General features: G+C 67.7%; 18 protein-coding genes. 8 read left to right on the top strand and 10 right to left on the bottom strand.

From position 1 onward, the window contains the following. Positions 1-27: 27 nt before the first annotated feature. The 6 genes from MG068_RS12500 to MG068_RS12475 form a co-directional block, all read right to left on the bottom strand. Positions 28-3,138, bottom strand: a complete 3,111-nt coding sequence (locus MG068_RS12500) for an error-prone DNA polymerase (protein ID WP_132810352.1) — start codon at positions 3,136-3,138, stop codon at positions 28-30. 6 nt (positions 3,139-3,144) lie between these two features. After that, on the bottom strand, positions 3,145-4,554 hold the full coding sequence (locus MG068_RS12495) for a Y-family DNA polymerase (protein ID WP_132810351.1): 1,410 nt from the start codon (positions 4,552-4,554) through the stop codon (positions 3,145-3,147). 9 nt (positions 4,555-4,563) lie between these two features. After that, entirely contained in the window at positions 4,564-5,178 is a 615-nt protein-coding gene (gene imuA / locus MG068_RS12490; protein ID WP_012511391.1) for a translesion DNA synthesis-associated protein ImuA, read from the bottom strand. A 296-nt stretch (positions 5,179-5,474) separates the two neighbouring features. Then, positions 5,475-6,482 (bottom strand): cyclase family protein, encoded by a 1,008-nt coding sequence (locus MG068_RS12485; protein WP_049422824.1) that lies wholly within the window; start codon positions 6,480-6,482, stop codon positions 5,475-5,477. 35 nt (positions 6,483-6,517) lie between these two features. Further along, on the bottom strand, positions 6,518-7,168 hold the full coding sequence (locus tag MG068_RS12480; protein ID WP_132810350.1) for a DsbA family oxidoreductase: 651 nt from the start codon (positions 7,166-7,168) through the stop codon (positions 6,518-6,520). Between the two features lie 92 nt (positions 7,169-7,260). Beyond that, the gene (locus MG068_RS12475; protein ID WP_193391257.1) at positions 7,261-8,211 is read right to left on the bottom strand and encodes a LysR family transcriptional regulator; all 951 of its coding nucleotides are present in this window, start codon (positions 8,209-8,211) and stop codon (positions 7,261-7,263) included. 132 nt (positions 8,212-8,343) lie between these two features. Here MG068_RS12475 and MG068_RS12470 point away from each other — a divergent pair, with 132 nt between their 5' ends. Next, complete coding sequence (locus tag MG068_RS12470; RefSeq protein ID WP_012511388.1) at positions 8,344-9,234, top strand: sterol desaturase family protein; 891 nt, start codon at positions 8,344-8,346, stop codon at positions 9,232-9,234. A 9-nt stretch (positions 9,235-9,243) separates the two neighbouring features. On the opposite strand, the gene MG068_RS12465 is transcribed toward MG068_RS12470, so the two are convergent. Next, positions 9,244-9,948 carry an AraC family transcriptional regulator gene (locus MG068_RS12465; RefSeq protein WP_132810349.1) on the bottom strand — a complete coding sequence of 235 codons (705 nt, stop codon included), beginning with the start codon at positions 9,946-9,948 and terminating at the stop codon, positions 9,244-9,246. Positions 9,949-10,237: 289 nt separating this feature from the next. Next, positions 10,238-10,672: a VOC family protein gene (locus tag MG068_RS12460; RefSeq protein ID WP_049422820.1), complete on the bottom strand. Its 435-nt coding sequence runs from the start codon at positions 10,670-10,672 to the stop codon at positions 10,238-10,240. 337 nt (positions 10,673-11,009) lie between these two features. Between MG068_RS12460 and MG068_RS12455 the strand changes: the two genes are divergently transcribed. After that, positions 11,010-13,805 carry a beta-glucosidase family protein gene (locus MG068_RS12455; protein WP_132810348.1) on the top strand — a complete coding sequence of 932 codons (2,796 nt, stop codon included), beginning with the start codon at positions 11,010-11,012 and terminating at the stop codon, positions 13,803-13,805. Between the two features lie 100 nt (positions 13,806-13,905). On the opposite strand, the gene MG068_RS12450 is transcribed toward MG068_RS12455, so the two are convergent. Continuing rightward, complete coding sequence (locus MG068_RS12450; RefSeq protein ID WP_132810347.1) at positions 13,906-14,802, bottom strand: LysR family transcriptional regulator; 897 nt, start codon at positions 14,800-14,802, stop codon at positions 13,906-13,908. 105 nt (positions 14,803-14,907) lie between these two features. Here MG068_RS12450 and MG068_RS12445 point away from each other — a divergent pair, with 105 nt between their 5' ends. From MG068_RS12445 to MG068_RS21275, 4 genes are all read left to right on the top strand, one after another. Next, positions 14,908-16,266, top strand: a complete 1,359-nt coding sequence (locus tag MG068_RS12445; protein ID WP_132810346.1) for an MFS transporter — start codon at positions 14,908-14,910, stop codon at positions 16,264-16,266. Further along, on the top strand, positions 16,266-16,652 hold the full coding sequence (locus MG068_RS12440; protein ID WP_132810345.1) for a DUF4440 domain-containing protein: 387 nt from the start codon (positions 16,266-16,268) through the stop codon (positions 16,650-16,652). Before MG068_RS12445 ends, MG068_RS12440 begins: the two co-directional genes overlap by 1 nt. A gap of 219 nt (positions 16,653-16,871) precedes the next feature. Then, entirely contained in the window at positions 16,872-18,782 is a 1,911-nt protein-coding gene (locus MG068_RS12435; RefSeq protein ID WP_132810344.1) for a CocE/NonD family hydrolase, read from the top strand. Positions 18,783-18,971: 189 nt separating this feature from the next. Further along, entirely contained in the window at positions 18,972-19,097 is a 126-nt protein-coding gene (locus MG068_RS21275) for a hypothetical protein (protein ID WP_260467346.1), read from the top strand. Here the strand turns inward: MG068_RS21275 and MG068_RS12430 are convergent. Next, positions 19,083-20,036 carry a helix-turn-helix transcriptional regulator gene (locus MG068_RS12430; RefSeq protein ID WP_049398445.1) on the bottom strand — a complete coding sequence of 318 codons (954 nt, stop codon included), beginning with the start codon at positions 20,034-20,036 and terminating at the stop codon, positions 19,083-19,085. The two genes, MG068_RS21275 and MG068_RS12430, sit on opposite strands and share 15 nt — an antisense overlap. A 446-nt stretch (positions 20,037-20,482) precedes the next feature. Here MG068_RS12430 and MG068_RS12420 point away from each other — a divergent pair, with 446 nt between their 5' ends. Both MG068_RS12420 and MG068_RS12415 read left to right on the top strand, forming a co-directional pair. Beyond that, complete coding sequence (locus MG068_RS12420) at positions 20,483-21,241, top strand: SDR family NAD(P)-dependent oxidoreductase (protein ID WP_132810343.1); 759 nt, start codon at positions 20,483-20,485, stop codon at positions 21,239-21,241. A gap of 145 nt (positions 21,242-21,386) precedes the next feature. Next, positions 21,387-21,836, top strand: coding sequence for an MgtC/SapB family protein (locus tag MG068_RS12415; protein ID WP_032129616.1), 450 nt, complete (start codon positions 21,387-21,389; stop codon positions 21,834-21,836). Positions 21,837-21,899: the final 63 nt, after the last annotated feature.

Raw genomic sequence — 21,899 nt, 5'->3', positions numbered from 1 at the left:
CAGTTCGTTGTGTGACGTTGTGTATCGTCAGTGGAAATCGCGACTGTGGCTGCGCAGTCCCTGCAGCAGTTCATCCAGGCAGTGCATGCGCTGCACGATGACGTGCTGCACGCCATCGACGCGTTCCAGGCGGCCATCGATCTGCATCAGCTGGGTATCGACCAGCACCCGGTGCTGGCGATCGGCCAGGTGCCGCCAGACCACGGCGTTGACCATGCCGGTCTCGTCTTCAAGGGTGAGGAAGGTGACGCCACTGGCGGTCTGCGGGCGCTGCCGCATGCGCACCAGGCCGGCGATGCGCACGCGCCGGCCATGGCCGTGGGCAGCCAGTTGTGCGGCATCCAGGCAGCCACGGCTGCGCAGTTGCGCGCGCAGGAACGAGATCGGATGGCGGCCCAGCGTGGTGCCGGTGCTGCGGTAATCGGCCTGCATGTCTTCCCAGGCGCTGGGCAGTGGCAGTGGCACGCGGGCTTCGGTGGTGGCGCGGGCCTGGTCGAACAGCGGCAACCGGTTTTCCACACCGGAGATATCCCAGCGCGCACGATGGCGATGGCCGCTGAGCCCACGCAGCGCCCCGGCATCGGCCAGCAGGCCCTGCTGGCGGCGGTCCAGAGCGGTACGCTGGCACAGGTCACCCACATCGTCGAACGGGCGCCGCGCACGTTCACGCATGATGGCCTGCACGGCGGGCTCGTTGCAGCCATCGACCAGGCGCAGGCCGAGCCGGATCGCCGCCGCGCCCTTGCTGAAATCCAGCGTGCAGTCCCAGTCGCTGTGGCGCACGTCCACCGGCAGCACGCGGATGCCATGCCGGCGCGCATCCTGCAGCAGCTGGTCGGGGCTGTAGAAGCCCAATGGCTGGCTGTTGATCAGGCTGGCGGTGAACGCGGCCGGGTGATGGCACTTCAGCCAGCAACTGTTATAGGTCAGCAGGGCGAAACTGGCGGCGTGACTTTCCGGAAAACCGTAGTCACCGAAGCCCTTGATCTGCTCGAACAGGTGCTCGCCGTACTCGCGGCTGAAGCCGTTCTTCAGCATGCCGGCCAGCAGCTTCTCGCGATGCGGTTCCAGACCGCCACGGCGCTTCCACGCCGCCATCGAGCGGCGCAGGGCATCGGCCTGGCCCGGCGTGTAGCCGGCCGCTTCCACCGCCAGCTGCATCACCTGTTCCTGGAACAGCGGCACGCCCAGCGTGCGTGCGAACACGCGTTCCAGCTGCGGTGGGTAGAGCGGGTTGTCCGGGTCGTTCAACGCGTCCGGTCCCTTTTCGCGCAGGATCCGGCGCCGCTCCAGATAGGGGTGCACCATGTCGCCCTGGATCGGGCCAGGGCGCACGATCGCCACCTCGATCACCAGGTCATAGAACGTGCGTGGCTGCATGCGCGGCAGCATCGCCATCTGGGCGCGCGATTCGATCTGGAACACGCCGATGGTGTCGGCGGCGCAGATCATGTCGAAGGTCTTTGCATCCTTGGGCGGGATCGCATCCATGCGTCCTTCATGCAGGCCGTGCTGCTTCAACATCGCCAGGCATTTGCGGATGGCGGTGAGCATGCCCAGCGCCAGGCAGTCGACCTTCATCAGGCCGGTGGCATCCAGATCGTCCTTGTCCCACTGGATGACGGTGCGGTCGGCCATCGCCGCGTTTTCCACCGGCACCAGGGTCGACAGCGGATGCTCGGAGATGACGAAACCACCCGGGTGCTGCGACAGGTGGCGGGGGAAGTCGATCAGTTCGGTGGTCAGTGCCAGCAGGCGCTGCATCAACGGCGTATCCGGATCGAAGCCGCGCTCGCGCAGGGTCTCCGGCAACGGTACGTGGCCGCCCCAGTGGTCCATCGCCGCCCCCAATTCGTTGACCTGGTCCATCGGCAGGCCGAGCGCGCGGGCCACGTCGCGGATCGCGCTGCGGCCACGGTAGCTGATTGCTACTGCGGTCAGTGCGGCGCGCTCGCGGCCATAGCGCTTGAACACGTACTGCAGCACTTCCTCGCGGCGCTCGTGCTCGAAGTCGATGTCGATGTCCGGTGGTTCGTCGCGCTCGGCGGAGATGAAGCGCTCGAACAGCAGGTTGCTGCGTGCCGGGTCGATCTCGGTCACGCCCAGTACGAAGCACACCGCGGAGTTGGCCGCCGAGCCACGACCCTGGCAGAGGATGTCCTGGCTGCGCGCGAAGCGCACGATGTCCTGCACGGTGAGGAAGTACGAGGCGTAGTTCTTTTCCCGGATCAATGCCAGTTCGTGCTCGATCTGTTTGCGCTGTGCCGGTTCGATGCCGCCTTTCCAGCGCCACGGGATGCCGCGCTCGACCAGCACGCGCAGCCAGCTGTCCGGGTCGTGGCCCTCGGGTACCAGTTCGCGCGGATAGGTGTACTGCAGCTGCTCCAGGGTGAAGTGGCAGCGCTCGGCGATGCGCAGGGTCTCGGCCAGCAGTTCGGGCGGATACAGTTGGGCCAGCGCGGTACGCGGGCGCAGGTGGCGCTCGCCGTTGGGAAACAGGCGCCAGCCGGCCTCGGCCACGCTGCAGCGGTGGCGGATGGCGGTCAGTGTGTCCTGCAGGGCGCGGCGGCGGCGCACGTGCATGTGCACATCACCACTGGCCACCAGCGGCAGGTGGTGGCGTTCGCCGAAGGCCTGCAGCTGCTGCAGGCGACGCGCGTCGTCATGCTCATGGTGCAGTTCCACCGCCAGCCACAGCCGATCATCGAAGCCGGCGCGCAGCAGTTCCAGATCGGTGGCGGCCGGTTGCCGGTCCAGCCACAGGCACAGCAGGCCCTCGGGCAGGCCGAGCAGGTCCTCGCGCAGGCAGCGGTATTCGCCCTTGGCCGCGCGCCGCCGGCAGGTGGTGATCAACTGGCAGAGACCGGCGTAGGCGGCCTGGTCGGTGCACAGCAGGGCCAGCTTCGGCCCGTCCTCGATCTGGAATTCGGCGCCGACGATCAGCGCCACGCCATGCGTCTTGGCGGCCTGCCAGGCGCGCACGATGCCGGCCAGCGAGCATTCGTCGGTGATCGCCAACGCGCGGTAGCCCTGGCCGGCAGCGCGCGCGAACAGTTCTTCGGCGATCGAGGCGCCACGCTGGAAACTGAAGGCCGACAGGCAGTGCAGTTCGGCGTAGCCGGGCAGTTCGCTGTGCATGGCGGCTCAGCCGAACCAGCCGTGCAGCATCCACGGCGCATGCGGATCGTTGCGCTCACGGAAAGCCCAGCCGCGCTGGCCGTGTGCGGTTTCCACCACGTAGTAGTCGCGGCGCGCGTCGGCCTGGTCCCACCAGCCCGATTCGATCCGCTCCGGGCCGGTGACGATGCGCAGCCGCGGATCACGCAGCGGTTGCGGGGTGTCCAGCAACCAGCCAGGGCGCAGCGGCCAGTACGACGGAGGCTTGGCCGCAGGCTGGCTGCCACTGGCGCGTTCGGGACGATGGTCGGCCTGCACCGCCAGCGGCTGCACGGCGTCATCGCCCAGCCGCGCGCGCAGGCGCTCGCGCAGTTGGTTCCAGGGCATCGCCTGTGCCGGCCGGGTATCGAAAAGATCCCGCGCAGCGGGCACGAATGGTGGCAGTTGCTCGGCCTGCAGGCGCAGTGCACGGCTGCCGGCGGGCAGGGCAAAGGCTTCCATGCGGTTGCGCGCGATCTCGAACAGCAGCGCGGGATCGCGCTCGGGTGCCAGCAGGCCGATGGTCAGCACGCTGGCCGGCAGCAGGTCATGCTCGAAGTGCAGGTCGAAGCGCTGTACGCCGCCATCGCGCGAACACAGGAACGCGGCCAGGTCCAGCAGCAGGCGACGCAGCGGGAACAGCAGGGCCTGGCTGGATTCGATCTCGTATTCGAATTCGATGCGCGCATCGAAACGGTCCGGTGGCTGGTAGTAACGCAGTGGCGCGGTGGGCAGGCCGCGCAGCGCATCCAGTTGCTGCAGTACCTCGGGTGAGAAGCGCCGGGCCAGGCTGTCGCGCGGCAGTTCGAGCACCGCACCCAGCGTGCGCAGCCCGGAACGACCGAGCACGGTCACCGCGTCGCTGGGCAGGCCGCAACGCGGCAACGGCAGCTGCGCCAGTGCTGCTGGCAGCTGCTGCGCATCGATGCCGAGGCCGTCGTGGACGTTGGCCAGCACGCGCGCGGCATGCGCGGTGGGTGCGGCCACCAGGCGATGGCGGAAACCAAGCTCATGCAGTTCGCCGCGCAGGCGCTTTTCGATCGTCAGCCAGTCACCGAACAGGGCGCGACTGGCTCCGATCTCCATGACCAGCGCGTGCGGAAAATCGAGGCTGACCTGCGAGCTGTAGGCGTAGGCCCAACTGGCCAGCAGCTGCCGGGTGTGCTGTTCGGCGTTCGGGTCGTAGTCGTGCAGGTGCATGTCCTGCACCAGCACCTGCGCAGCCGACAGCAGCATGCCCGGGCGCAGCCCCGCTGCGCGTGCCGATGGGCTGACCGCACGCAGTACGCGACGCTGTGCCGGCCCCTGCAGCAGCACCAGTGGCCGCTGCGGGTCCGGCTGCAGGCGCAGCACGCTGTCCAGTGCCAGCTGCGGCAACAACAGGCAGGCCCAATGCATGACGCGGCCTCAGTGGGCGATGGCCAGTGGCAACGGCTGTGCGGGTGGCAGGCCGCCACGGCACTTCAGCACCCGCACCTGGCCGTGGTCGAGCTGCAGGCGCAGGCTGGCCGGGGAGGGGTTGCGCGCTGCCTGCGCCTCGCGGAACACGAAGCCCAGGCACTGGCCGCTGTCGGCAGCCACCTGCAGGCGGCGCAGTGAGCGGTCGTCGGCCTGGTGTGGCCAGCACAGCACCGCCGCGCAGGCGGCCGAGCGCAGGCACTGTTCGGCAGCCCACAACGCCTGCTTCGGCGCGGCGTGGATGATCTGCAGCTGGGCCAGGTCCAGCCCGGCTGCAGCCCAGGCCGGGGCATGCGGGCGGTAGGGCGGGGCGACCAGCACGATCGGGCGGTCGCGCTGGCTCAGCTTCGCCAGCGCCGGCCAGACCAGGGCCAGCTCGCCCACGCCGGGCGCGGCCTGCAGCACCTCGCACAGCCCGCTGGCTGGCCAGCCACCGCCGGGCAGGCGTGCGTCCAGTGCCGGGTGACCGCTGGCCAGGTGGTCGCTGGCCGGTCCCTGGCGAGCCGGGCCGCGCCACAGCTGGCGCCCGTCCAGCAGCCGGTCGAGGGCGACGACAGCACCCATCAGCCGGTCCTCCAAGGGAGGCGCCGAGCGGGCTGGAAGCGGCAGGAACGGGCGGAAACGGCGGGCATGGCGCGAGTATCGACGAGCCGGTATCAGGGGCTGAGACCGGACATGCTACTCGCCTTGTGAGTAGAATTACTAATGAAATCGGAAGGTCGGGTTTCAGGTTGCTGAAGGGGTAAAGCATCCACGCATGGCGTGGATCTACCAGGGTTCTCTCCAGTAGATCCACGCCATGCGTGGATGGGAAAACGGTGCCGACCAGGGTCGGCACCTACAGGCACGGGCACTCCCGGTTACGGGCGCACCGGCAGCGCGACCGGGCGCAGCGGCGCGGCATCGCCGCCGCGGATCTTCAGCGGGCCGCCGATGAAGGCGAACTCATAGACCTTGTCGCGGGCCAGTTCGTCCAGCGCCACCAGCTCGATGATCGGCGCGCCCTGCTGGGCCAGCAGGTAGGTGTGCAGCGGCACGTAGTCGTCGGACACCTCCGAGGGGAAGGTCTCGAAGCTGAGGTTGTCGGCGCCGACGATCATCGCGCCGCTGTCCTCCACCAGGAAGCGCGCCGCGTCCAGGCCCATGCCCGGCGGGTTGGCCATGTAGGCCTTGGGCTGTTCGAACAGGCGCATGCGGCCGGTGCGGATCAGCACCACGTCGCCCTGCTGCAGTTTCACCTGCTGGCGTGCCAGCGCATCCTTCAGGTCCTGGCGGGTGACGCGGTAGCTGTCAGGCAGCATGTCCACGCCCTTGGCGCCGGCCACGTCGATCAGCACGCCACGCGCGATCAGCGGCGGGAATTTCTCGATGCCGGTGACATTCCAGCCACGGTCGCCGAGGTGCTTGTCGGCCTCGAAGCCGTTCCAGATCTTTCCGTGGATGCCGAAGTGGTTCAGCGCATCGATGTGGGTGCCGGTGTGGCTGTACATCGAGAACGCGGTGCCGGTGTAGCTGCGGGTGAGGTTCATGGTTTCACCCACGCCCATCGGATCATCCATCACCGTGCCGCGCGGGGTGTGGGTCATCCAGAACTGGTAGTGCGGGTCGCCGGCATCCTGCCAGCTGGGCATGCCAACGTAGTATTCGGTGGCCAGATCATAGGCCTTGCCGCCGCTGACCCGCGACAGGATCGCCGCACGCGAGGCCTCGGTGATCAGGTTGAGGCGGCCGATCTCGTCCTTCGGCCCCCAGGGGCTGGTGCCGACCTGCTGGCCGGAGGGAACGCGTTCGTGCGCGGACACGGTGGTGGAAGCGGCGGTGCCGGCCAGCAGCAGGGCCAGCGCGGTGGCCAGGGTACGTGAGGTCATGGGGAATCTCCTTGCAGGGTGGGGGACGGTGCGGCTCAGGCCGCGACCAGGTGCGCCAGGGCCTGGCGCAGTTGCGGCAGCGGCAGGGTCTGCAGGCGCAGGCCGTTGCCGCCGATCACGGTGGGAATGGAGCGGATGCCGAGGGTCGCGGCTTCGGCACGGTCAGCCTGCACACGCCGGGCTGCTGCGTCGCTGCGCATGTGGTCAGCGAAGGCGCCACGCGGGTGGCCCAGTGCTTCGGCGATATCCAGCAGTACTTCGGCGTCGCCGATGTTGCGGTGCTGGTGCAGGTGCGCCCACTGCACGGCATCGAACATCGCGCCATGGGCGTCGTTGCCACCGAGCATGCCGGCGGCCTGGCAGGCCAGTGCGCCGAGCCAGCCGGACGGATACTCGAAGTCCTGTGCACGCATGCCTTCGATATCGATGCGCGCAGTGTCTTCATGCGCGGCGCAGTCGGTCCAGTGGCGCAGGATGATCGCCTTGGCGCGCTCCATCGAGCCGAACACCTCGATCATCTGCGCGCGCGAGTCCTGCAGCACGAAGCTGCGGTGACGCACCTGGATGCCGAGTTCGGCGGAGACCTGCTGCAGGCGCGGGGCCAGCACGAAGCACCAGCCGCAGACCACGTCGTGGAAGAAATCGACCACCGGCGCGGCGGTGGCGGGGGAAGGAACGGAAGACATCTGCCTGCCATCGGTGAGAGGGGAGGCGGCAGAGTAGGCAGCGCGGCGCGTCTGAAACAGCACGCCGCGGGCAGCTCAGTTTTCGCTGGCGGTTACGAATCCAGGCCAGCGCAGCCGGGCAGCTCGGCGTGCAGGAAATCGATGAAGGCACGCACCTTGGGCTGCAGGTGGCGCGAGGTGGGGTAGACCGCATGCACGAAGCGCGGCGGATAGCGGTGGTCGGGCAGCACCTGCTGCAGTTCGCCACGGGCCAGCGCCGGTGCCGCCAGGAACGAGGGCAGGGCGCCGATGCCCATGCCGGCCACCAGCAGGTCGCGCAGCAGCAGGCTGTTGTTGACGGTGACGCGCGCCGGCAGGGTGATCGTTACCTGCCCATCAGGGCCGAGCAGCGGCCAGCTGCCGGGCGAGTCGGACAGGCTGTAAGCCAGCACGCTGTGCGTCTGCAGATCGTCCACCGCCTGCGGTGCCGGATGCTGCCGCAGGTAGGACGGGGCCGCGCACAGCACCTGCTGCAGCGAGGCCAGCCGGCGCGCCACCAGCCGCGAGTCATCCAGCTCGGCACGCAACCGCAGCGACACATCGAAACCTTCGCCCACCGCATCGAGCAGGCGGTCTTCCATCACAAGGTCCAGCGACAGCTGCGGGTGCTGCTGCAGGAAGCGCGGCAGCAGCGGCGACAGCGTGCTCAGCGCGAATGATTGCGGTGCATTGACGCGCAGGCGCCCGGCCACGTCGCCGCGCTGTTCGGCGATGCCGCGTTCCAGCGCCTCCAGCTCGTCGAGCAGGCGGCAGCATTCGCGGTAATAGGCGTGGCCGGTCTCAGTCAGGCTCATGCGCCGCGTGGTCCGCTGCAGCAGCACCACGCCCAGGTGCGCTTCCAGGGTGCGCAGCTGCTTGCTCAGGCCGGCCGGCGACATGCCCAGGTCTTCGGCGGCGCGGGCCAGCCCGCCGCGTTCGACGATGCGGCGGAAGGCACGCATCAGGTTGAAGGAATCCATGCCGGTCCCGGGCGCGATGAGGGCGCCATTGTAGATCCACGCCATGCATGGATGTGGGAAACGTGGTGCCGTCCACGATGGTCATCCACCGGGGAGCGCGCCGGGTTGCGCCGTTTGTTCAAGCCGGCGCCCCATACGCGGCGCCAGCATGCAGGCCCCTTACTTTCCGGATTGCCCATGAAGCACTGGATGCTCCGCCTGTATGCCCCGTTGTTCCTGCTGGGTTTCGTTGCCGCCGCCGTGGCCTGGGTCGGCCACCTCCACGGCGACCCGCTATGGCTGCTGGCCTTGCTGGCGGTTGCCATCGCGGTCTCGTTCGCTGCCGAACGTGCTTGGCCGTATGACCCCGCGTTCAACCACGATCACGGCGACAGCCTGCGTGACACCCTGCATGCGCTGGTCAACGAGAGCCTGAACCTGCTGTCGATCGCGGCGGTGCCACTGCTGGCAGCCATCATTCCGTGGCAGGCCTGGCCGCTGCAGTGGCCATTCGCGCTGCAGGTGCTGCTGGCCGTCATCTGCGCCGATCTCGGCATCACCCTGGTGCACTACGCCAGCCATCGCATCGGCTGGCTGTGGCGGCTGCATGCGGTGCATCACAGCGTGACCCGCATGTATGGTTTCAACGGACTGATGAAGCATCCGCTGCACCAGGCGGCCGAAGCGGTCGGTGGCGTGCTGCCGCTGCTGGTGCTGGGCCTGCCGATGCCGGTAGCCGCGGTGCTGGCCTTCGCCATTGCCATCCAGCTGCTGCTGCAGCATTCCAACGTGGACATGCGCCCCGGCGTGCTGGGCCGGGTGATGGCCTGGGCACCGCTGCATCGCTTCCACCACATGCGTTACGGCACCGCCGGCGACGTCAACTTCGGCCTGTTCCTGACTGTCTGGGATCACCTGCTGGGGACCGCCTTCGATGCGCCCGGCTATCGGCTGCAGCAACGCGACCTCGGCATCGGCAGCCAGCCGGACTATCCGCGTGACTATCCCGGGCAGCTGCTGGCGCCGTTCCGCGAACTGCCGCATGGCGAGGTACCGGAGCTGCCGGAAGGTCTGCGCAGGCGCGAATGATCGAACATGTCAGACCGCGTGCAGCTGCAGGCCCTGCAGCTGCGCGGCACCGATGCCAAACATGCGGCGCAGGCTGCGTGACAGATGGGCCAGGTCAGCGAATCCGGCCGCGTGCGCGCTGTCGGTCAGGCTGTGCCCGCGCAGATGATGCATCAGTGCGCGGCGCAGCCGTTGCCACAGTACCCAGCCGCGCAGGGTCACCGCCAGATCGGACTGGAAGCGCCGATGCAGCTGGCTGGCCGACAGATGCGCCGCCTCGGCGATATCGGCAGCCGGCACCGGGCCGGGCAGGTGCTGGTCGATACGGGACAGCGCGGCCTGCACGCGGCGGTCCAGCGGTTGCGGGCGACTCAGCCGTGGCAGCCAGTCGTGCAGCTCCAGCGCGTTGCCCGGCAGCGCGTGCAGGTGCTGCTCGATCTGCCCGGGATCGGCATGTGCGGGCTCGAGGAACACCGTACAGCCCGCTTCCGGCGCCGACAGGATTGCGTGCGGCTGGAATGACGGCAGCCACAGCCGTTGGCCCTGGTGCCGCACGCCATCAACCTCGACCTGCCAGGGCGCGGCTTCGCTCAGCAACAGTTGATGGGCGTAGTGCGCGTGCGTATCGCTGCCACCGGCGTGGCCCTGCAGCACGGCCACGTGAGCATCCAGCAGCAGCGTGCCATTCCAGGGCAGGGCGGGAGAGGACATGGAGGGATTGTAGATCCACGCCATGCGTGGATGAATCTCCATCGAAATCGATTGATTCGACGATTGATCGAAGAGCATCCACGCATGGCGTGGATCTACTGCAGATTGCGGCGAATTGTCGAAGGCGGGGTGGGTCCGGTTGCGGGGGCGTGAGCCGCATGGATGCGGCGACCGAGCTTACATGGACGTACTTGCAGCGGCCCCCGCAACCGGACCCACCCCGCCTACCGGCAGGAGCCCAGCTTTTGCTGTTGCTCTGGCTGTTGACGTTGATGTCGCCTCTGCGGGTGCCGGGCGCAGCCCGGCCGTCACCTCACCGCCCCTGCGGATCCGGCCGGTGATGCACGTACTCGACCACGGTGCCATCGGGATGCACCGCATTGAACGCCGCCCCGGTCGGTACCACCTGCAGCGGGAAGATGATTTCAGCGCCAGCCGCCACCAGCTTGTCGTGATAGGGCCGAACGTCATCGACCAGCAGCGTCCCCGTGGTCGAAGTGAACGGCGCCAGCGCCGCCTTGCTGCCCTCGATCAACAGGAACGCACCGACCATCGCCAGACGCAGGCCGGCCTCCGGAAACGGGAACCCGGCATCGGCCACCACGCCCTGCAACTGCTCGTAGAACGCCACGCTGCGCTCCAGCTCACCGGGGGCCACGAACACCCGGATCAACACGCGCGGCGCGCGCTGGCTGGAGGTATCACAGCGGTCGCGCCAGAGATGGTCGAAGTCGCGATGGACGGTCATGGGCTCGGTTCGTGGCCAGGGACCCTCATTATCGGCAGCCTCGCGCGGCGCGCTGATGACCGCCGGTGATGGCCTGATAACCGCTGGCCGGGTTGCCCCTGTGACTTAGGTCCTGTTGACAGGTGTGAACGCCCTCGCACAATCTTCACAGGATTGGGTCGCCCTGCGCGGCCCGGGCAGGCAGGTTGTCACGCCGGGAGGAGGGTCCCGCGCGCAGACCGGCCCGTCCATCGGCCTGCGGGACGTTGCCTGGCAACCCCTGCGCGGCATGAACGCTGCACCCTTCGGCGGCACTTTCCCTGGACCGATTGCCTTGGCAACGGAATTACGCCTGCCGATGAAAACGTTTACAAAGCCGCTTGCACTGTCCCTGGCCCTGTCTGCCGCACTGGCCGCCCCGGCCTGGGCCGACCCCGCCGCGTTCACTGTGCTGACCCTGGAACAGGCCCCGACCGCCGAGGCGATGCCGGCCCTGGCCGCCCAGCTGAAGACCCTGCAGGTGGACGCGGTGAGCGTGCGCCAGGTGCAGCGCGGCATCGGCCAGGTCGATCCGCTGCAGGTGCTGGCCGATGGCCTGGGCTACGCGTACCGCTTCATTGCTGCCGGCAAGGACGATGGCCAGACCCAGCGCGGCCAGGCAGTGCTGACCCGGCTGCCGATCGCCGCTGAATCCGGCCCCGACCAGCCGGGCCTGAACTACCTGCGCCTGGACGACGGCCGCCACACCGTGGCGGTCTATACCGATGCCGGTGCAGGTGCGGCGCAGCTGCCGGCGCTGGTCACCCGTTCGCGGCTGGGTGCACCGGCGGTGCTGCTCGGCGCGGTGGCCGGTGAATCGGCCAAGGCCGCAGGCTTCGATCCGGCGCGTGTCGCGCTGGAAGCCGATGCCAGCTATTTCAGCGATGGCTTCCAGGCCGCCAGCAGTGCGCCGTTCAAGGTGGAAGGCAGTACCCTGCGCGCCACCCTGCTGACCCTGGCTTACGCCGCCGACACGCATGGCGACAGGCCGTGGATGGACACCACCCTCAACGCCGACGCGCGCGCTGCGCTGCTGCTGAAGGCGATGACCGAGGATGAGAAGTTCCAGATGCTGCACAGCTACTTCGGGCTGGGCAAGGACGGCGGCCCGCTGCCGGAAGGCGCAGTCGGTTCGGCCGGTTTCGTGCCGGGCGTGGCGCGGTTGGGCATTCCGTCGCAGCAATCAGCCGATGCCGGCGTCGGCGTGACCAATCCGGGTGGCATCCGCCCGGGCGATTTCGCCACGGCGATGCCGTCGGGCCCGTCCACCGCATCGAGCTGGAACCGTGAAGTCGCCTTCGCCGGTGGCGCCACGATGGGCCGCGAGGCATGGCAGCAGCGCTTCAATATCCTGCTGTCGGGCAGCGTCAACCTGCAGCGCGACCCGCGCAACGGCCGTAACTTCGAATATGCCGGTGAAGATCCGCTGCTGGCCGGCTCGATGGTTGGCGCGCTGATCCAGGGCGTGCAGAGCCAGCACGTGATCTCGTCGATGAAGCACTTCGCGCTGAACGACATGGAGACCCGTCGCAACTTCCACGACGTGCGCATCGGCGAACAGGCCATGCACGAGTCGGACCTGCTGGCCTTCGAGATCGCGCTGGAAGCCGGTCGCCCGGGCGTGGCGATGTGCTCGTACAACAAGATCAACGGCACCTACGGCTGCGAGAACGGCTACCTGATGAACCAGGTGCTGAAGCAGGAATGGAAGTTCCCCGGTTTCGTGATGTCCGACTGGGGCGGCGTGCACAGCGGTTCCAAGGCAGCGCTGGCCGGCCTGGACCAGCAGTCGGCCGGTGAAGTGTTCGACGCGGCGGTGTTCTTCGACGAACCGCTGCGCCTGGCCGTGCACGGCGGCGTGGTGCCGCAGGCGCGCCTGAACGACATGGTGGCGCGCATCCTGCGCACGATGTTCCTGCATGGCAACTTCGACAACCCGCCGCAGCACCAGAAGGTGGATGCCGAGGCCGGCTTCGCCGTTGCCCAGCGCACGGTGGAAGAGGGCAGCGTGCTGCTGCGCAATGAGGGCAACCTGCTGCCGCTGGCCGACAGCGTGAAGCGCATCGTCATCATCGGCGGCCATGCCGACAAGGGCGTGATCGGCGGCGGTGGTTCGTCGATGGTGGGCGTCACCGCCAAGGGCACCAATGCGGTGCCGGGCGTGATGCCGACCACCTGGCCGGGCCCGGTGATCTTCCATCCGTCCTCGCCGCTGGAATCGCTGCGTGCGGCGCGCCCGGACGCGACCATCGAGTATGTGGACGGGACCAATGCCGCCGCTGCGGCCAAGGCCGCAGCGCAGGCTGACGTGGCCATCGTGTTCGCCACCCAGTGGGCCGCCGAATCGGTGGACCTGCCGGACATGCAGCTGCCGGACAACCAGGATGCCCTGATCTCGGCAGTGGCCAAGGCCAACCCGAAGACCGTGCTGGTGCTGGAAACCAATGGCCCGGTGCGCACGCCGTGGCTGGCGCAGGTGCCGGCGATGCTGCAGGCCTGGTACCCGGGCATCCGTGGTGGCGAAGGCATCGCCGCGCTGCTGACCGGCCAGGCCAATCCGTCCGGCCGCCTGCCGGTGACCTGGGTGACGGACGAATCGCAGCTGCCACGCCCGCACATTGATGGCCTCGGCTTCAAGCCGGCCAAGCCGTTCGGTGATGTGTTCGATTTCGATATCGAAGGCGCCAACGTCGGCTACAAGTGGATGGCGGCCAAGGGCCTGACCCCGACCTTCGCCTTCGGCCACGGGCTGTCCTACACCTCGTTCACCTATGAAAATCTGAAGGTGAGCGTGGAGGGCTCGCGCCTGGTCGCCAGCGTCGACATCCGCAACACCGGCAAGCGTGCCGGCGCCGACGTGGCCCAGCTGTACCTGAAGCTGCCGGCCGGCAGCACCACGCCGATCCGCCTGATCGGCTACGACAAGGTGACCCTGCAGCCGGGCGAACAGCGCCGCATCCGCATCGAAGCCGAGCCGAAGACGCTGGCTCACTACGATGCGCAGGCCCGCCAGTGGAAGATCGATGGCGGCACCTACCAGGTGCAGCTGTCGCGCAACGCTGCCGAGCCGCTGCAGACGGTGGATGTGCAGCTGGTGGAGCAGGTGCTGCGCTGATGCCTGAAGGCATGGCCCCGCAAGGGGCCATGCAAAAAAGGGGACGGAGGGGATTAAGTCGTTTATGCATAAACGACTTAATCCCCTCCGTCCCCTTTTTTCAGGTGACAAACCACCCGCGCAGGAAATCAATCAGCTGCCGCACCTTCGGTGAGGGCTGCGTGCTGTGCGGGTAGACCGCGTACACGCTCTGCTGCGGGAACCGGTGCTGGCGCAGTACTGGCCGCAGCCGGTCCTGGGCCAGGTCGTCCTCGATCAGCCAACGCGGCAGCACGGTAACCCCGGCGCCGGCCAGGGCGAACGCCCGCAGGCTGCTGGCGCCATCCACGCGCACCACTGCGTTGCCCGGGTTGGTGGCAAACAAGGCGTCGCTGCCATCCGGTGCCACCACCGGCACGTCGGCCAGGCGCGGGTAGCCGAGGCGGGGCAGGGTGCCCAGCTGCACGGGGTCATCGGCAGCATCGGCAGAGGGCAGGCGTGCCAGCAGGCACGGCGCCGCTACCGCGCACAGTGGGTGCCGTTCCAGTTCGCTGGCGTGCAGGCCCGAATCGGGCAGACGGCCGAGGCGGATCGCCAGGTCGAAGCGTTCGGGAATCAGGTCGGCCGGCGCCGGTGAGGTCGACAGGTGCAACTGCAGGGCCGGATGCCGCGCACGGAAGGCTTCCAGTGCGGGAATCAGGCGCAGCTGCGCGTACTCCGGGGTGGTGGTCAGGCGCAACACACCCTGCAGCTGGTGCTGGTCGCGGCGGGCGGCATCGATCGCCGCCTGCGCTGCATCCAACGCCTGCACGCAGTGCTGCAGGAACTGTTCGCCGGCGTCGGTCAGGGCCAGGTGACGGGTACTGCGCAGCAGCAGGGTCACACCCAGCTCCTGCTCCAGCCGCTTCAGGTTGAAGCTGACCACCGCGCGGCTGAGGCCGAGGCGATCGGCCGCAGCGGTCAGGCTGCCGGCCTCGACCACGGCGCGGAAGATATCGAAACGATCGAGGCTGACCATGGCGGTCCATTGTCAAAACATATTTGACAGTGTTGCAGCTGTCGTCGTGTTTTTCCAACAAGGCCCGGACCGCATGCTGGCCGCTTGCCCGCTGGAGTGCCGCCGATGCCGTCCCCCCGCCTGCGCCATGAGGCGATCTTCCTGCTGGTGTTCGCCCTGGATCTGGTCAACATGTTCATCGCCACGGTGGCCTATCCGGCATTGGCAGCGGAGCTGCACGCCGATATCAGTACCCTGGCCTGGGTGGGCACCGCCTACATGCTGGGCCTGAGCGTGGTGATTCCGCTGGCGCCCTGGCTGGCCGCGCGTTGTGGTGAGCGCCGCCTGCTGCTGGTGGCGTTGCTGCTGTTCGCGGTTGCCGCTGCGCTGGCCGGCGCAGCACCGGGTATCGGCTGGCTGCTGGGCTGGCGCCTGCTGCAGGGCCTGGCTGGTGGCCTGCTGATTCCGGTGGCACAAGCGGCAGCGTACCGACAGTGCACGCCTGACCAGCGTGGCGCGCTGACCCGCCGCATCCTGCTGGTGGCGCTGCTGGTGCCGGCACTGGCGCCTGCGCTCGGTGGGCTGCTGGTGCAGTGGTTGTCCTGGCGCGGTGTGCTCTGGGCCAGCCTGCCGCTGGCCGTGGTGGCGATTGGACTGGTGCTGGCGTGGATGCCGGCCGATGGCGCGCGTAGTGCGCCACGCCTGCAGGCCTATGCGCTGTCCACCGCGATGGCGGCGCTGGGCGCGCTGCTGCTGGCGTTGACCTGGCTGGGCGAGCCCGGACATCGCGGCGCCGGTGCCGTGTTGCTGTTGGTCGCACTGCTGCTGGCGGCGGCCCACCTGCGGCATGCACGGCAGCAGGCGCAGCCCCTGCTGCGCTGGTCGCTGCTGTCCCATCGCGGGCTGCGCCTGGCGATGCTGATCTATCTGGCCGTACCCGGTGTGTTCATCGGCAGCCAGCTGGTCAGTACCCTGCAGTTGCACCAGGCCGGCTATAGTGCCGCGCGCATCGGCGCGCTGATGCTGCCGTGGGCGCTGGCCTCGGCCATTGCGATCACGGCCAGCAAGCGCCTGCTGGCTCGCTTCGGACCAGCCTCGGTGCTGCGTGCGGGCATGCTCCTGCAGGCCTGCGGCCTGTTGTTGATGGCGCTGCTGCCACACCCGGTCTTTGCCATTGCAGCATGGCTGTTTGCCTTGATGGGCGCCGGCGGCAGCCTGTGCAGCAGCACGGCGCAGACGCTGGCCTTCCATGGGGTCGAGGGCGAAGCATTGGGCGATGCCAGTGCGCTCTGGAACCTCAATCGCCAGCTCAGCTTCTGCCTGGGCACCGCGGCCATCGCGCTGCTGCTGGCCTTGGCCATGCAGTGGCTGCCGGCCCGCGCCACCGGCGCGGCGCTGGGTCTGGCCGCCGTACTGACCCTGCTGCCGATGGCGCTGCTGCGCCGGCCGCAGTTGCTCACCCTTTCACAACCGGAGGACACCTGATGGATACCATCGCAGAACACGAAGTCCACCACCTGCACGACAAGCTGCAGGCCTGGTTCCGCGCCGACGCCGGCACCGACGCACTGGAGGACCTGATGGCGCATTTCTGCGCGGACTTCAGCATGGTCGGCATCGCGGGTCGCAGGCTGGATCGGAATGCCTTGCAGGCACTGTTCGCGGGTGGCCATGGCGCGCGTCCAGGGCTGCAGATTTCCATCGACGCCGTGCAGGCGGTGGAGGCGCCATCACCGCTGGCGGTGCTGCGCTATCGCGAAGGGCATGCGATCGATGGCGGCGAGCCCGTATGGCGGGAATCGCTGGCGGTGCTGCGGCGGGAAGAGGGGCGTTGGCGCTGGCTGGCGCTGCATGAGGTAACGGCAGCCTGATCGGTAGTGCCGGCCGCTGGCCGGCAACCGCGTACCGTGCCCGAGGTGGATGAAGTTGCCGGCCAGCGGCCGGCACTACCGGTTGCCGACGAGCGCAGCAGCTGGTCGCACATGTGCCATCAGTCCTGCCTGCATCCACCGCAGAATGCAAAGCCTGCACACACTTCACGGCTCAAGGCAGGAGTAGGCTTGAGGCTTTCCTGCCGGGAGGGGTTGTCCATGCGTGTGCGTGCCGTCGCTGTAGCCATTGCCCTTTGCCTGTCCAGCACCGTGCTGGCCGCCGAAACCCCGCCGATGACCCCGGACATCAGCGGCAAGCCCTTCGTTGCCCCTGATGTCGGTCGTGACTACGACAAGCGCGTGGTGATGGTGCCGATGCGCGATGGCACCAAGCTGTATACGGTGATCGTGGTGCCCAAGGGCGCGCGCAATGCCCCGATCCTGCTCACCCGCACGCCTTACGATGCTGCCGGCCGCGCCAGCCGCAGTGATTCGCCGCGCATGCGCGACCTGCTGCCGCAGGGCGACGAGGTATTTGTCGATGGCGGTTACATCCGCGTATTCCAGGACATCCGCGGCAAGTATGGCTCCGAGGGCGATTACGTGATGACCCGGCCGCTGCGCGGACCGTTGAACAACACCAAGGTGGACCACTCCACCGACGCCTGGGACACCATCGACTGGCTGGTGAAGAACGTGCCGGAGAGCAACGGCAAGGTCGGTATGCTCGGCTCGTCGTACGAGGGCTTCACCGTGGTGATGGCGCTGACCGACCCGCACCCGGCGCTGAAGGTGGCCGCGCCGCAGAGCCCGATGGTGGATGGCTGGATGGGCGACGACTGGCTCAACTACGGCGCGTTCCGCCAGGTCAATTTCAACTACTTCGCGATGCAGACCGAGAAGCGCGGCAAGGGCACGCCGCTGCCCAGCCTCGGCTACGATGACTACAGCACCTTCCTGCGTATCGGTTCGGCCGGCGACTACGCGCGTTTCACCGGCGTGGACCAGCTGACCTGGTGGAAGAAACTGGTGGAGCACCCGGCCTATGACGGCTTCTGGCAGGGTCAGGCGCTGGACGCGGTGATGGCGAAAACACCGTTGAAGGTGCCGACCATGTGGCTGCAGGGCCTGTGGGACCAGGAGGACATGTGGGGCGCCAACCACGCCTACCAGGCAATGGAAGGGCGCGACAGCGGCAACAACCGCAATTACCTGGTGATGGGGCCGTGGCGGCACAGCCAGGTGAACTACAGCGGCAGCGAACTGGGCGCGCTGAAGTTCGACGGCGATACCGCGCTGCAGTTCCGCCGTGATGTACTCAAGCCGTTCTTCGACCAGTACCTGGTGGACGGTGCGCCGAAGGCGGACACGCCGCCGGTGCTGATCTACAACACCGGCGAGAACCACTGGGATCGCCTGAAGGGTTGGCCGCGCAGCTGCGACAAGGGCTGTGCCGCCAGCAGCAAGCCGCTGTACCTGCGGGCCGGCGGCAAGCTGGCATTCCAGGCGCCGGCGGCGGGCGAGGGGGACTTCGAGGAGTACGTGTCCGACCCGGCAAAGCCGGTGCCGTTCGTGCCGCGCCCGGTGCGTTTCGGTGACCGTGACATGTGGACCACCTGGCTGGTCAAGGACCAGCGCTTCGTTGATGGCCGCCCGGACGTGCTGACCTTCATCACCGAACCGCTGGCCGCGCCGCTGCGCATCGGCGGCGCGCCGGTGGTGCACCTGCAGGCCTCGACCAGTGGCACCGACAGTGACTGGGTGGTGAAGCTGATCGACGTGTATCCGGACCAGGAAGCGTCGACGCCGGAGATGGGTGGCTACGAGCTGCCTGTGTCGCTGGCGATCTTCCGTGGCCGCTACCGCGAAAGCTTCAGCGATCCGAAGCCGCTGGCGGCGAACCAGGTGCTGCCGTACCGCTTCGACCTGCCCAATGCCAACCACACGTTCCAGAAGGGCCACCGGGTGATGGTGCAGGTGCAGTCCAGCCTGTTCCCGCTGTACGACCGCAACCCGCAGACCTACGTGCCGAACATCTACCTGGCCAAGCCAAGCGATTACCAGAAGGCCACGCAGCGGGTCTGGCACAGCGCGGCGCAGGCCAGTTACATCGATCTGCCGGTGTATTGAGGTTGATGGGGTGCGCCGGGTGCGCGATACCCGGCGGTGCGCGGTCGTGCCGTCCGCTGGCCGGCATCCGTGATGGTGTGAGAGCGTGTCGACCAAGGTCGACACCTACCAGAGGGGAGCCATGGAAGGTCGATTCAGGCGGCCGCGATCCTGCCGGCCGCTTGCCGGCATCTGGGATGGTGTGAAAGCGTGTCGACCAAGGTCGACACCTACCAGAGCGGAGCCATGGCAGGTCGATTCAGGCGGCTGCGGTCGTGCCGTCCGCTGGCCGGCATCCGCGATGGCGTGAAGCAGAAGCTGCTATCCGACCTTTGAGGGTCCGGTGCGCCAGCGGCTGGGTACCAGGCCGAAACGCTTACGGAATGCAGCCGCGAAGTTGCTGGGGTGGCGGTAACCACTGGCGGCCGCAGCCTGCTCGACAGTCCAGCCGTCCTCGCGCAGGCCCTGCTCGGCGTGGCGCATGCGTTGTTCGTGCAGGTAGTCGAACACCGAGCAGCCGTACTGCTGGGCGAAATGACGGCGCAGCGAACTTGGGCTCATGCAGGCCAGCTGGGCCAGTTCGATCAGACTATGGGCGTGGCTGGGATCGTCATGCAGGTAGGCACGCACGCGCTCCAGGCGCTCGCGCTGGCCAGCCCGCAGCGTTCGTACATGGTCGGTCTGCAGATCCTCGGCCTTCAGCCCAACGGCCAGCAGCTGCAGCGCGACGCCTTCGCGCCACAACGCGTCGATGCCGTCCTCCCATGGGCTTTCGAACAGCTGGCCCAGCACCGGCAGCAGGGTATGCGGAATGGCCCAGTGGCGGCATTCCAGGTGGGTGTTGAGCGCGGTCTCCAACTGTGGCAGCTGGAACAGGTCCGGATCGATCTGGCCGGGCACCATCACGCTGACGCCGCGCATGCGCGTTTCGCCAGGATGCGCACCGGTCATCTCAACCTGTTCGCGGTGGTGCGCGGTCATCGCCGTACCAGCACGCAGGGTGAAACCACCACGTCGCGGAATGCGCACATCAACCTGGCCCTGCAGCATCACGCGGATGGCCAGGCCGGGACTCTGCTGGGCGGTGGCGACATAAGGGAAGCGATTATGGACGTCGGAGGCGATCAGGCTCATGCCGCCGCGCAGGAACTGCTCGTTGACCTCGCCATGGCCGGCCCACTGGTCGTCACGCAGGTGTTCCGGGTCGGCGCGGTAATCGAAGCCATGGCGGTGGCCGAAGCGGCGGTAATCAGCAAAAGTGAAATATCGGGACATCGCTCGGCACGTGCTTTGGAGGTGGACGCTGGCATTACCTCGCCCACGCGCTCTGCAATGCAGATGCAGATCCCGTCGTTACCCGTGCAGACATGCTGGGAAGCAGGGGCGTGGGCACGCTGGATGGTGGGGGAACACCAGGTTGAATGGAATGTGTCGAAGAAACTGGAAACGTTTCCCATTGTCGCCTTGATTCGCGCGCTTTTGATTTCAATATGGTCAAAACGATTGACGATTACGGCCAAAGTGAAAATGCCGCCGAACATACGCCAGCGTTTTGCATGCATATCCGTACGCAATTCCATACATCAACTTGAGTTGAGGTTTCATGGCTGGAACGATCACCCGTAGACGCGATGTCGGCCGGGCCATCACGAGCGGGCGCGTAGGGTGGGGCGGTTGGCCATTGCAGGTCACATCGATACCCCCACTGATGGAGAACGCAGATGATTGACTACCAGCTCACCGGCAAGACCGCGATCGTGACCGGCGGCGTGTCCGGCATTGGTCTGGCCGTGGCGCAGACCCTGGCGGCGTCCGGCGCGCGGATCTCGGTCTGGGACCTGAAGCAGGATGCGGTGGATGCCACCGTGGCGCAGTTGCGCGATGCCGGTGCACAGGCGATTGGCATCGCGCTGGACGTCACCGACGATGCAGCGGTGGAAGCGGCGGTGCAGCGCACTATCAAGGAACTCGACGGCCTGCATGTGGCGGTCAACAACGCCGGTATCGGCGGGCCGGCCGCCAGCAGCGGTGACTATCCGATCGATGGCTGGCAGCGGGTAATCGACGTCAACCTCACCAGCGTGTTCCTGTGCCAGCGTGCGCAGATCCAGGCGATGCGCACGGCCGGAACCGGTGGCAGCATCATCAACATGGCCTCGATCCTGGGCCAGGTGGGCTATGCCGGTTCCACCGCGTACGTGGCGGCCAAGCACGGCGTGGTCGGGCTGACCCAGACCGCCGCGTGGGAACATGCCGCCGACGGCATTCGTGTCAACGCGGTCGGCCCGGGCTTCATCAGCACACCCCTGCTGGAGAAGATGGACCCGAAGGTGCGCGCCACGCTGGAAGGCCGTCACGCCTTGAAGCGGCTGGGTACGGCCGAGGAAGTGGCGGCGCTGGTGGCCTGGCTGGCCAGCGACGATGCCTCGTTCGCGACCGGCGCGTACTACGCCATCGATGGTGGCTACCTGGCGCAGTGAGCGAATGCGGTCAGTAGATCCACGCCATGCGTGGAGGAATGCGTGCGGTGAAGAAGGCGTGCGGTGAAGAAGGCGTGCCATCGCCTTCACTCCCGCCCTACGACCGCCGAGCAAGGCTCCGGGAAAAACCGCCGGAGCCTTTGCCATGGAACTCACCCAGGATGTCTCGATCCTGCTGCGCGTTGCCGCAGCGATGCTGTTCGGCGGCGTGCTCGGCGTCGAGCGCGAGATGGGCAAGCACGCCGCTGGCCTGCGTACGCACATGCTGATCGCAGGGGCCGCCGCGTTGATCGTCGGCCTCGGCGACTCGGTGGCCGAGCATTTCCAGCAAGAGCGTTACCGCGACCTGCTGCAGGTTGATCCGGTGCGCCTGATCGAAGCGGTGGTGGCCTGTGTCGGCTTCGTTGCCGCTGGCACCATCCTGCGTGGGTCACGCGAGGACCAGGTCAGCGGCCTGACCACGGCCAGCTCGCTGATCATGGCAGCGGCCATCGGCATCGCCGTGGGCATCGGCAAGTACGTGATTGCCATCGGGGTGAGCGTGCTGTGCGTGCTGGTGCTGGCGGTGATGCGGCGGTTGGAGAAGAAGATCTAAGGGGTTGAGGGAGTGGGATCAGAGTCCCTTCGGGGGATCTGATCGTGATTCCAAGGCGGAGTT

The organism is Stenotrophomonas sp. ASS1 (assembly GCF_004346925.1).
Taxonomy (GTDB): Bacteria; Pseudomonadota; Gammaproteobacteria; order Xanthomonadales; family Xanthomonadaceae; genus Stenotrophomonas; species Stenotrophomonas maltophilia_A.
The sequence above is the reverse complement of the archived record's forward strand: the minus strand, read 5'-3'. Positions and strand labels throughout refer to the sequence as shown.